Source organism: Candidatus Methylomirabilota bacterium, assembly GCA_035764725.1.
Classification (GTDB): Bacteria; Methylomirabilota; Methylomirabilia; order Rokubacteriales; family CSP1-6; genus DASRWT01.
This window is the reverse complement of sequence record DASTYT010000135.1, coordinates 1-11,516: the sequence shown is the minus strand read 5'-3', so window position 1 is coordinate 11,516 and position 11,516 is coordinate 1. Positions and strand designations below refer to the sequence as shown.

General features: G+C 70.2%; 11 protein-coding genes. 5 read left to right on the top strand and 6 right to left on the bottom strand.

The features are described 5' to 3' along the window. Positions 1-633: extracellular solute-binding protein (locus VFX14_22710; GenBank protein HEU5192503.1), on the bottom strand; the 633-nt coding region annotated here is incomplete at its 3' end. A 385-nt stretch (positions 634-1,018) separates the two neighbouring features. On the opposite strand from VFX14_22710, the gene VFX14_22705 reads away from it, so the two are divergent. Both VFX14_22705 and VFX14_22700 read left to right on the top strand, forming a co-directional pair. Continuing rightward, positions 1,019-1,528 carry a PE-PGRS family protein gene (locus tag VFX14_22705; GenBank protein ID HEU5192502.1) on the top strand — a complete coding sequence of 170 codons (510 nt, stop codon included), beginning with the start codon at positions 1,019-1,021 and terminating at the stop codon, positions 1,526-1,528. Between the two features lie 21 nt (positions 1,529-1,549). Next, positions 1,550-1,816 carry a hypothetical protein gene (locus VFX14_22700; protein ID HEU5192501.1) on the top strand — a complete coding sequence of 89 codons (267 nt, stop codon included), beginning with the start codon at positions 1,550-1,552 and terminating at the stop codon, positions 1,814-1,816. Positions 1,817-1,915: 99 nt separating this feature from the next. Here VFX14_22700 and VFX14_22695 read toward each other — a convergent pair whose 3' ends face one another. Further along, complete coding sequence (locus VFX14_22695; protein ID HEU5192500.1) at positions 1,916-3,457, bottom strand: ABC transporter substrate-binding protein; 1,542 nt, start codon at positions 3,455-3,457, stop codon at positions 1,916-1,918. Between the two features lie 412 nt (positions 3,458-3,869). Between VFX14_22695 and VFX14_22690 the strand changes: the two genes are divergently transcribed. Beyond that, complete coding sequence (locus tag VFX14_22690) at positions 3,870-5,060, top strand: PQQ-dependent sugar dehydrogenase (protein HEU5192499.1); 1,191 nt, start codon at positions 3,870-3,872, stop codon at positions 5,058-5,060. A 14-nt stretch (positions 5,061-5,074) separates the two neighbouring features. Then, the gene (locus tag VFX14_22685) at positions 5,075-5,734 is read left to right on the top strand and encodes a c-type cytochrome (GenBank protein HEU5192498.1); all 660 of its coding nucleotides are present in this window, start codon (positions 5,075-5,077) and stop codon (positions 5,732-5,734) included. A gap of 9 nt (positions 5,735-5,743) precedes the next feature. Here the strand turns inward: VFX14_22685 and VFX14_22680 are convergent, their stop codons facing one another. Genes VFX14_22680 through VFX14_22670 form a run of 3 tightly spaced genes read right to left on the bottom strand, consistent with a single transcriptional unit; the run spans position 5,744 to position 9,838 of the window. Then, on the bottom strand, positions 5,744-6,394 hold the full coding sequence (locus VFX14_22680) for a redoxin domain-containing protein (protein HEU5192497.1): 651 nt from the start codon (positions 6,392-6,394) through the stop codon (positions 5,744-5,746). A gap of 22 nt (positions 6,395-6,416) precedes the next feature. Then, a complete protein-coding gene (locus VFX14_22675; GenBank protein HEU5192496.1) occupies positions 6,417-9,563 on the bottom strand; it encodes an adenylate/guanylate cyclase domain-containing protein in 3,147 nt (1,048 codons plus the stop codon). Positions 9,564-9,601: 38 nt separating this feature from the next. Then, positions 9,602-9,838 (bottom strand): hypothetical protein, encoded by a 237-nt coding sequence (locus VFX14_22670; protein HEU5192495.1) that lies wholly within the window; start codon positions 9,836-9,838, stop codon positions 9,602-9,604. Here VFX14_22670 and VFX14_22665 point away from each other — a divergent pair. Beyond that, positions 9,819-11,228, top strand: a complete 1,410-nt coding sequence (locus VFX14_22665) for a DUF222 domain-containing protein (GenBank protein ID HEU5192494.1) — start codon at positions 9,819-9,821, stop codon at positions 11,226-11,228. The two genes, VFX14_22670 and VFX14_22665, sit on opposite strands and share 20 nt — an antisense overlap. A gap of 40 nt (positions 11,229-11,268) precedes the next feature. On the opposite strand, the gene VFX14_22660 is transcribed toward VFX14_22665, so the two are convergent. Further along, positions 11,269-11,516, bottom strand: a 248-nt coding sequence (locus tag VFX14_22660; protein ID HEU5192493.1) for a serine hydrolase, incomplete at its 5' end; no start/stop codon positions are given.

Here is an 11,516-nt window from a genome sequence, read left to right as displayed (position 1 = left end):
CCACGAGTAGTTGTCGGCGAAGCCGTGGCCCATCGACATCCCGAAGGGATGGCCCTTGGCCTTGAGCTTGATGCCGGCCTCGAGGAACTCATCCCACGTGTCGGGGAACTTCTTGATCCCCGCCTCGTCGAACCAGTCCTTCCGGTACACCATGAGCTGGCCGATGTTGCCATTGGGGACGGACTTCCACTTGCCCTTGTCCACGGAGAGACGCTTGATCTCGTCGTACCAGCCGCCCTGCTGCTTGCCCACCTCCTCGGCGATGTCGGAGACATCCACGAGCGCGTCGCGGTAGAGCCACTCCTGCTGCACCCAGGCGAGATCGGCGCCCGACTTGTTCTCCACCATGGAGACGAGCTGGGGCACGGCGCTGCCGCCGGCCGCCTGGATCTGGTACTCGATCTTGACGCCCTTTTCCTTCTCGTAGGCGGGCATCAGCACTTTCTGGAAGTGCTCGTCGAAGTTCTTCACGTACGAGCTCTCGCGCGCGAACACGATGACCTTGGGCTTCTGCTGGGCGTGGACATCGCGGACGACCCAGGGCGCGCCGGTGATCCCGGCAGCGGCACCGGCGCCGGCAGCGACTTTGAGAAAGTCACGACGAGTGGGCTTCCCGTGAGCGGGCTGTGCCATGCGTTTCCCCCTGGGCTCTACATGGAATGGCCATCAGGTAACCAGCCCCGCCAGCGACAGGTTTCCCGGGCGGGCACCCGGCCCCTGCGGCGTCGATCCTATTGTCACCGTGGCACTACCGTCAAGTGGGGGACATGGCGGCGAGTACACGTAGGTCGTCAATCTGACCTAGTGGTGCCGGAAGAAGCTACATGCTGGGAAAACCAATTCCCAGGGTCATTTGGGGCCGAGGCAAGGTGTGACGCGCGATTACAAGGCGGCGGACCGGGCCCGGCCTGCTGGCATATCCGATGCTCCTGAAGGGCCCACCTTCGGGCGCCGGGATTTCTGTCAGGACACTGACAGCCTCGGCGCCCGGCTTCGACTACCGACGGGGAGGTAGCGCATGACAGCGTATCGAATCTTCGTGCTCGCCCTTGCCGTGGTGATCATGGCTGCGGGGCCTGCGCTGGCGCGAGGCGGCGGCGGGGGTGGTGGCGCAGGCGGCGGTGGCGGCGCGGGTGGAGGCGGTGGCGCGGGCGCCGGTGGTGGTGTCGGTGGCCCGGGCGGCCCCGGCGGCCCGGGCGTGGGCAACGGAAACGGCAACGCGGGCGGCAATGGCAACGGCGTCGCCGCGGGGCAAGAAAACGGCAACGGCCAGTCGGCGAACGGCGGTCCGTCGGTCAACGCGGGCCATGGCAATCCGGGCGAGGTGGTCGGTCACCCCGGCCACACCGTGGGCGGCGGGCGCGGCACCGCTCTCACGGCGCCCGGCAGCGTGCATCGCTCCGATACGGCAACAGCGCGGCTGTCCGCCCCGAAGAACGCGACGCCGAGCGGCGTCACCCCGGGCTTGGGCCGCGTGGGCACGGTGCCGACGACGCCAGGCCATCAACCGCCCCCACAGGCGCCATAGCAAGCCAGAAGGAGGCAGGACATGACCACAGTTCGGATGTTCGCGCTCGCCCTCGCGATCGCGATGCTCTCGGCGAGCGCAGCCGTCGCTCAGGCTCCGACCACGGGCGCCGGCAAGGGCAGCGCCACAACGACGCCCAACAGCGGCAAGCGCCCTGCTGCGGCGACCCAGCAGCTCTCAAGCCCGGGGCCGTCCAATCCGGCCGGCGTGACGACGGGCGGCGGGAAGGTGGGTACCAAGCCCACGACGCCGCCACCGAATCCCGCCAGCCAGGCGAAGACGAAGTAAACCTTCCGTTAGCAGAACGAGGGCCCTGAGCGTGGCCGCCGCGGGTCACGCTCAGGGCCCGTAGGTTCACTGCAGAGGCCGGGAACACGCCGGTTTGCGCTATTTCTCCAGCCACACGTTGTAGAAGCGCGGGAAGGCCATCTTCTCGTTGAAGCCCTTGACGGAGGCCTGCATCGCGCGAAGTCCGAAGAGGTCGCCGTAGCGGATCACGGGGACCCGCTCGTAGAAGGTCCGGTGGACTTCCTCCCAGAGCGCCTTGCGCTTCGCCGGGTCGGGCTCCTTGCGGATCGCGTCCATGCGGCTGGTGATGGCCTCGTCGCAGGTCCAGCCGGGCCAGTCGCAGCGGAGGTAAGGGTGCTGGGTCGGGTCCGGCACCAGCGTCATGCCCGTGGTGAAGATGTCGTACATCTTCTCGTTGTTCCGCCGCTGGACGAGGGTCGCCCAGTCCACCACCTGGAGGTCGATGGTCATCCCAACGTCTTCGAGCTGCTGCTTGGTCACGAGCGCGACGTTGTACATCCACTCGTACTCCTTGGTCGTGAGGACGCGGACGGGCTCGCCCTTGTAGCCCGCCTCCTGCAGGAGCTTCTTGGCCTTGTCCTTGTTCCGCTGGTTGTAGGCGTCGCCGCCGGCCTTCGAGTGCCAGGCCGACTGCTCCGTGAAGGCCAGCGCCGAATCGAGCCGGTAGAAGAGCGGGTTCCCCACCGCGGCGCGCATGACCGGCTCGATGTCGATGGCCGCCTGCACCGCCTGGCGGAGCTTGACGTTGGTCATGAGGCCTTCCTTCTTGTTGAAGACCCCCATGGCCCAGGCGTACGGCCGCACGATGATGGGCCGGAGCTTCGGGTTGTCCTTGATCCGCTCGTAGGCCACGGCCTGGAGGTCGTCGGCGAAGTCCACCTCCCCCGACTCGAGGGCGGCGACCCGCGTGGCCACGTCCGGCATCGGGATCCACCGGAGCTCGTCGACGTAGGCAACCTTCCGCCCGCCGTAGCCGTTCGGGGCCTCGGCCCGCGGCTTGTAGTCGTCGTAGCGGACCATCCGGATGTGGACGTCCGGCTTCCACTCGACGAACTTGAAGGGCCCGGTGCCGATGTACTCGGTGACTTTCGCCGGCGTCGGATATTTCTCGGCGATCTCCTTGGGGTAGACGGCGGCGAAGTTGTTGGCGTTGGCCAAGGAGATCAGGACGATCCCCGACTTCTCCTTGAGCTTGATCTCCACCGTGGACTTGTCGACGGCCCGCACGCCCTCCACCGAGCCCCACATGGCCTTGGCCTGGACGGCGTACCCGCCCCACCGCTTCAGCGAGGCGACCACGTCCTCGCTGGTCATCTCCTTGCCGTTGTGGAACCGGATGCCCTGGCGCAGCTTGATCGTGTAGGTGAGCCCGTCCGCGCTCACCGCGGGGAGCGCCTCGGCTAGGACGGGAATCGGCTGGTAGTTCTGGTCCAGCGTGTAGAGGCTCTCGTAGATGTGCTGGGTGATGATCTCGACGAAGTTCGCCGTGGTCCAGTGGGCGTCGAGCGTGGGCGGATCCCCGAGCACGGCGACCCGCAGCACGCCGCCCTTCTTGGGGGTCTGCGCCTGGGCCTCGAGCCCGGTCACGGCCACCAGGCCGGCGACCAACAGCAGTAACAAGCCAGATCGCAATCCTCGGCTCATAGCGAACCTCCCTCGGGATCGTGCGTAGGTCTTACGCCTGCGCGTCGATGCGAGGCCCGAGTATGGCACTGCGCCGCGCGCTCTGCCAGAGCTCCGCCGGCCGGGCTCACCTAACGGTTGGGACTACACGTTGACCGCGCCGTCAACGTGCCCAGCATGCACAGTTGACGGTGCGGGTCTGATCGCCTAGCATCCGGGGCAGCCGCCGCAGTGCCCACGACACGCGCGGCCGGTCATGTGCGCTGTGCCTATGGCAGCCACTGAAGGGCCACGAGATGGGATCTGAGGGTTCGACGTGGGTCGAAGAATCGAGAAGCCCCCCTGACGGCGATAGCGCCGCCTTCGCCCTTTTGCCTCGTCACATACCACCCAAGGGAGGAGACACACCGTGCCACGAACCATGCGCGTCGTCTCGCTGATCACGCTGGCCGTGTTGTGTGCGCTGGGCACCGCGTCGGCTCAGGACGAGCCCGGCTGGGCCAAGGGCCGCCCGAAGACCGATGAAGCCATGAAGATGGCGCCGGTGCCGGCCTTCCCGGTGCCGACGCCGGCCGATCAGCTGCCGGTCAAGAAGTTCAAGCTGCCGCCGGGCTTCAAGGCCGAGGTCTGGGCCTCGGGCGTGCTCGACGCGCGCGGCCTCCGCCAGGGCGAGAAGAACAACATCTTCGTCAGCTCGCTATTCGTCGCCAACAAGGTGTACGTGATCCCCGAGAGCGGCAAGCACGAGGCCAAGGTCATCATCGATAACATGCCGCTGGCCACCGGCATCGAGATCCACAAGGGCAGTCTCTACCTGGCCACGAACACCAAGATCATGCGCTACGACAACGTCGAGTCGAACCTCGACAAGCTCGGCGAGCCCACGGTCATCTACGACAAGCTGCCCGGCGGCACCGACCACAGCTGGAAGTACCTGCGCATCAGGGGCGACAAGCTCTATTACGCCGTCGGCGCCCCGTGCAACCTCTGCGATCCGGGCCCGTGGGCCAAGATCTTCAGCATGAACCTCGACGGGTCGAACGTGGAGACCATCGCCTCGGGCGTGCGCAACACGGTGGGCTTCGACTTCGACCCCAAGACGGGCAACCTCTGGTTCACCGACAACGGGCGCGACTGGTTCAGCGAGGAGTTGCCCAACGACGAGCTGAACGTGGTCACCAAGCCCGGCAAGCAGCACTTCGGCTACCCGTTCTGCCACCAGGGCAACATTCCTGATCCGGAGTTCGGCTGGGGCAAGTCGTGCGACGACTTCCAGAAGCCCGCGGCGCTCCTGGGGCCGCACGCCGGCTCGCTGGGGCTGAAGTTCTACACGGGCAAGATGTTCCCGGCCAAGTATCAGGGCGCGATGTTCATCGCCATCCACGGCCCGTGGAACCGCACCAAGAAGTACAACGGCGTCTACGTGGCGTGGCCAGACGGCAAGGGCGGCGCGAAGGTCGAGCCGTTCATGACCGGCTTCGTCGAGAACAACACCTACCTCGGCCGGCCGGTGGACTTCCTGGTGATGAAGGATGGCTCGCTCCTGGTGAGCGACGACCACGCCGGAGCGATCTATCGCATCAGCTACAGCGGCAAGTAAGTACGACTGAATAAATGAGGGGGCTGGCCGGCCTTGCAGTCTTCGCGGCGGCCCTGTTGGCCCTGGCCTCACCGGCCGGGGCCCAGGCCAAGCCGCGCGGGGGCAAGCCGGCCAGCCCCTCTCCCGATCCGAACCCCTACGCGCAGCGCTTCGCCACGCTCTGCGCGGCCTGCCACGGCGCCAACGGCCGCAGCGACATGCCCAACACGCCGGCGCTGGCCGGCCAGCATATGTTCTACGCGATCACGCAGCTGTTCCTCTTCCGCGAGGGCCGGCGCAACAACGAGGCGATGACGGCGGTCGCCAAGGGAATGAGCGACGCCGACATGCAGGGCTTCGCCAACGTCATCGCCACGCTGCCGCCGGTGCCGGCCCCGCCGCCGGCCACACCGCCCGACCCGGCGCGCATGAAAAAGGGCGCCGAGCTGGCCCGGCAGCACAAGTGCCTCTTCTGCCACGGCGCCGACTTCGCCGGCGGCCAGCAGGTCCCGCGCATCGCCGGCCAGCGCGAGGACTATCTGCAGATGAGCCTGCGCGGCTTCAAGTCGGGCCAGCGGCCGGGCTACACGATGGCGATGGGCGAGGCGGTGAGCCAGGTCACGCCGGAAGAGCTCGACACGCTGGCGTACTACGCAGCGCGGTTTCCTGGCGCGGTGGCCGCGGAAGGCAAGTGACGTAGCCGCCTAGCGCGGCAGGGCGCGCGCGGCGGCCAGGATCTCCTCGTCCGAGGGGAACGACCCCAGGTCGGCGAGGCCGTTGGCGCACTCGATGCTCGCCCACCGCACGACGCCGTCGCGATCGATCAGGTACCGCGCTTTGAGCTGGGGGAACTGGCGCTCCATGTCCGCCTGGTCGGCCGGCGAGTTCACGTGCCCGTCCAGCTTGCTGATCGCCCCTGCCGCCTCCATCACGGGAAGCGGCTTCGGCAGCGCGCTCTCCGGGTTGATGAGGACGGACTCCATCGCCTTGAAGAACTCGGGCCCGGCGTCGGGCTTGGGCACGCGAAACGCGCGATGCGTGGTGAGCCCCGGGTCGGCGCCCAGGCGCAGCTTGGACGGGCGGAACTTGAAGTAGAGGCGCGCGTTCTCCGGCGGCGTGGCGACCACGCACACCGTTTCCACGCCCTCGGCCCTGAGCTTGGCCTCGGTCGTGCCGAGGCGCACGATCTGCCGCCGGCAGAAGGGACACCAGAGGCCCAGGAGCAGCGCAAGAAACACCGGGCTCTTGCCCCGATAGTCCGCGAGGGTGACGTCCTTCGAGCCGTCGATGGCGGGGAGCGAGAAGTCGGGCGCGGCCTCGCCGGGGGCTACGGGCGGGCGGGTCTCGGTCGTCATGCGGAAATCCTCCATGAAGTGGTCAGCAGAGAAATGGCAGCACCATCAGCGCATCGGGCTCCACGCCGGCGCGCTCGCACACCGCCTGAGCCTTGGCGAGATAGCACTCGGCCGTGGCCACGTCGCCGGTGTCGAGATACAGCGTGGCAAGACCATCGTAGCAGGGGAAGAGGAGCTGGGGCTCTCCCGCTTGTTCGGCCAGACCCAGCGCCTCCTCATAGCACGCGAAGGCAGCCGTGTGGTCGCCGTGGCATTGCTCGATCTGGCCCAGCACGATGAGCGGCACCGCGAGGTGGTCGATGAGGCCGAGGCGCCGGTCGAGCGCCACCGCGGCCTGGGCAGCCTCGACGCCCTCGGCCTCGCAGCGGTCGGTGAGCGCGCAGTACGCCACGGCGAGGTTGGCGTAGAGCCGCGACTGGAAGCCGAGGTCGCCCACCCGCTTGGCCATGGCGAGGCCGCGCCGGCACGTCTCGATGCTGCGCGGCGGGTCGAGCGAGGCATAGAGCACGCTCAAGTTCGTGTAGCCGCGACAGGCGGCCTGAAGGAGATCGCGCGCCTCGGCGAGCGCGACGCTGCGCTCGATCTGCTCGACTGCCTCGGTGGGGCGGCCAGTGCGCGCGAGCGCCACGCCCAGGGTGTTATAGGCGTGCACGCGCACCACGGCGGCCTCGCGGGCGCGCTCGGCCTCGCCCGGGGCCGCCACGCCGGCGCCGGCGGACGCGGACTCGCCGGTGGCCTCGGCCAGCGCCCTTTCCGCCCACTCGATGGCGGCGGCATTGTCCCCGCCGCGAAAGGCCAGCCGGCCCATCTCCTGGAAGAGATGCGCCCGCTCGATGGCATCGCCGGCCGCGCCGAGGCGCTCCAGGCCGGCGGCGAAGCAGGCTCCCGCGCGCTCACGATCCCCCGCGTCCCAGTGCAGCCCGCCGATCTTCCGGTGCAGACGGGCGGCGGCCGCGCCGTCGCTCCCCGCTTCCGCCGCCGCGCGCACCACCTCGTAGTGCCCGAGCGCGTCGTCGCGCCGGCCGGTGAGGCCCAGCAGATCGCCCAGCCGCTCGCGGGCGGCGAGTGTGTCCGCCTCGCCGCCGGGGCAGTCGGCGAGGATGCGCCGCGCGCGGTCGTAGTGACGGATCGCGTCGTCGTTCGCGTAGACGCCCCGCGCCCAGTCACCCGCGGCGAGCAGATAGCGCGCGCCCCGGGCCTTGTCGGCGCTGAGGCTCCAGTGATGCCCCAGCGCCTCGAGGTCGCTCAAGCGCTCCGGGTGGGGGCCCGCCGCCTGCTCCACCGCGCGCGCCACCCGCTCGTGCATCTCCGTGCGCCGCGCGAGCAGGAGGTTCTGGTACACGACATCGTGCACGAGCGCGTGGGTGAAGCGGAATCGCGCGCCCTCCCGCCCGCGCCCCGCCGGCTGGAGGAGATCGGCCTCCACGAGGCGCCCGAGCGCGTCCCCCGGCGCGGCCGCCACCGCGCGCAGCAGCGGCTCGTCGAAGTCCACCCCCAGCACGGCGGCCTCCTGCAGGAGACGCCGTTCCTCGACGCCGAGCTTGTCGATCCGCGAGAGGAGAAGCCCCTGGAGCGTGGGTGGCACGTCCACCTCCTGGTACGAGGCGGGGCTGGCCCAGCGATCGCCCTCGCGCACGAGGACGCCGCGCGCCACCAGCATGCGGACGATCTCTTCCACAAAGAACGGATTGCCGCCCGCGCGGCTCACCACGATGTCACCGATCTGCCCCAGGGGGTCGCCGATCGCCTCGCCGAAGAGGCCGTCCACCATTGCCCGGGTATCCGACGCGGAGAGCGGCCCCAGGCGGATGATCGTTTGCTCGGCGCGCGCCACCATCGGAGGCTTGGCCTCGGGCCGATGCGTCAGCAGGAACATGAGCGGCCGGTCCGCAAGTTGATCCGCCGCATTGCGCAGAAGATCCACGGAAGCCGTGTCCGCCCAGTGGAGGTCCTCGATCAAGAGCAGCAGCGGCTCCTGGGACAGGCGCCGCTCGAGCAGCGTGCGCGCGGCCAGGGCGATCTGGCGCTGGAGCTGCTCGGGCTCCACGTCGCGCGGCTTCGCTTCCTCCACGCCCAGCACATAGCTCAGCACCGGCGCGACGGCCTCCGCCTCCTCGTCGCGCGCGCCTAGCGCCCGCAGCCCGGTGACGAGCTTCTCGCGGGCCACGTCCAGGGAGTCCCCCGACTCGACACGGTAGGCGTCGCGGAAAAGCGCGCCGAACACGCCGTAGGTCGGTTCACCCAGCGAGGAGCAGGCCGCGCGCCGCTGCACCACGCCGTCCAGGCGGCCGCTCGCGCCGAGGCGCGCGAAGAGCTCCGCGATCAGCCGGGACTTGCCCGTGCCCGCCTCGCCCACCACGCTGACCACCTGCGCGCGGCCTTCGCGCATCCGCGCGAAAGCGCCCTCGAGCTGCGCGAGCTCGCCCGCGCGTCCCACCAGCGGTGCGGCCAGGCCCAGCGCGCTCAGGCCGCGGGAGGAGGTCGGGTCGGCGAGCGCCCCCATCAGGCGGTGCACGACGATGGGCTCGGCCTTGCCCTTCGCGGCGACCGGATCCGCCGGTTCGAAGGCGAAGTGGTGCCGCGTGAGCGCGTAGGTCGTATCGGAGACGAGGATGGTGTCCGCCGGCGCTGCGGAGAGCAGGCGCGCGGTGGTGTTGACGGTGTCGCCCGTCACGGCGTACGCGCCCCCCGCGCCCGCGCCGCCGCCCAGGCTGCCCGCGACCACGGGACCGGTGTGCACCCCCACGTGCAGGGACACCGGCTGGCCCAGGCGCCGCTCCCACTGCCGGCTCAGTGCCGCGCCGCGCGTGAGCATGTCGAGCGCGGCGGTGACGGCACGCTGGGGATCGTCCTCGTGCGCGACCGGCGCGCCGAAGACCGCCATGACGGCGTCACCCACGAACTTCTCCACGAAGCCGTCCATGACTTGTATAGCCTGCGCCATGGTCGCGAAGAGCGCGTTCTGGAACTCACGCACCTCCTCGGGATCGAGCCGCTCGGAGAGCGCCGTGAACCCGGAAAGGTCCGCGAAGAGGACGGTGACCTGGCGGCGGTCGGCCTCGGGCGTGGGAGCGGGCGGCGGGGCGGCGGCGGCGGCCAGCTTCTGTCCGCAGCGGGGGCAGAAGGCGAAGTCGGGCGGAGCCTCGAAGCGACAGCCGGTGCACGTCATGCTGAACTGCTACGATAGCACCCCCGTCGGGCGACGTATCAGAACAGATACGTCTTGACGGCCTCCCGAGCGGCCCGCGCCACCGGGTCGACGACGTCGCGAAGGCGGCCCGTCAGCGCGGCACGGCGCCTCACGGGCGCACCATCGCGCAGGCGGCCATCGAAAATCTGCTCCTTCGCGCCGATCGCGCGCCGTGCAGGCTCCCAGGTCGCGCGAAAACCGCGGTGTAGAGTCGGCGCAGCAGGAGGAGACGCCATGCCGATCACCGCGACCATGTCACGCGCGCCGATGCCCACCGTGGTCCCCACCCACCCGCGCGTCGCCGAGCTGGAGCGCCTGGGCGACGAGATCGCCGAGCTCGCCGCCCATCTCGATGCCGCCACGGCGCGGCTGCTCGATCTCATTCGGGAGTTCGACACCCGCGGAGGCTGGAACACGGGCTTCCGCTCCTGCGCCGAGTGGCTGGCCTGGCGCGTGGGGATGAATCTCGGTGCCGCCCGCGAGCGCGTGCGGGTGGCGCGCGCCCTCCCGGCGCTGCCGCGACTGGCCGCGGCGCTCGCGCGCGGCGAGCTCTCCTACGCCAAGGTGCGCGCGCTCACCCGGGTGGCCACGCCGGAGACGGAGGAGCGCCTCCTTGGCGTGGGCCGCGCGGGCACTGCCTCCCACGTCGAGCGCATCGTGCGCGGCTGGCGACGAGTGGACCGGCAGGCGGAGGCTCGCGAAGCGAAGCTCCGCCATCAGAACCGCGCCCTGCACGTCTTCCACGACGACGACGGCACGGTAGTGCTCCGCGGCCGGCTCGAGCCCGAGGTGGGCGCGCTGTTCGTCAAGGCCTTGGACGCCGCGCGCGAGGCCCTCTACCAAGGTGGTTTTACTGTCACGTTCAGCGGCCCGCGCGACCCGCTCGGCGACCCGCCCACACCGGCCCAGCAGCGCGCCGACGCCCTGGCGCTCCTCGCCGCCACCGCCCTAGAGCATGGCCTGAAGCACGGCCTCGAGCCCACCACCGCCGCCGACCGCTACCAGGTGGTCGTCCATGTCGACGCCCCTGTGCTCGCCGACCCCGACCAGCCCGGTCAGTCCGTGCTCGAGGACGGTACGCACGTTTCCGCGGAAACGTCGGCGCGCCTAGCCTGTGACGCCAGCCGCACAGTGATGCGCCACGACGACGCAGGGCGCATCGTGGAGGTCGCGGCCCGTAGTCGCACCATTCCGCCTGCCCTGCGACGGGCCTTACAGGCCCGAGATCAGGGTTGCCGCTTCCCCGGTTGCGGCAGCCGCTTCACGGAAGGGCATCACATCCAGCACTGGGCCCGCGGAGGCCCCACCACGCTGTCCAACCTGGCCCTCCTCTGCCGCCGACACCACCGCGCCGTGCACGAGGAGGGCTTCCAGATCGCGCGCGCGCCGGACGAGACGCTACACTTTCATCGCCCGGACGGCGAGCCCTTGCCTGAAGCGCCGGTTCCGCCGGCCCTCGGCGACGCGCCCGTGGCGGCGCTGCGCGCGCGGCACGCCGAGGCGGGCCTGCGCATCACCGCGCGAACCGGGCTCCCCCTCTGGCTGGGCGAGCGCCTGGATCTCGGCTGGGCGATCGACGTCCTGCGGCCGGTCGAGCCTGCAGCCGGGCCGCGTTTCCGCGGAAACGTCGAGGCGACTCGCTGAGCCGCCGGCGGGCCCGCGGCCCGAGCCTCAGAGCGGAACTTCAGAGCGCGGCGTACACCAGATCGATCAGCTCGCGCACGTGCCGGTGCTGCCAGCCCGGGCGCCCCTGGTTCATCGCGTAGCCGATGGCCACGCGCGCGTCGGGATCCGCGAAGCCGAGCGACCCGCCCGCGCCGAAGTGCCCGAAGGCGCGCGGCCCGGGGCCGAGCCGCCGCTCGGGCATGGTGAGCTGAAAGCCCAGCCCGTAGCGCGTGGGCCGCTCCAGCACGATGTCCGGCCCGTTCACCT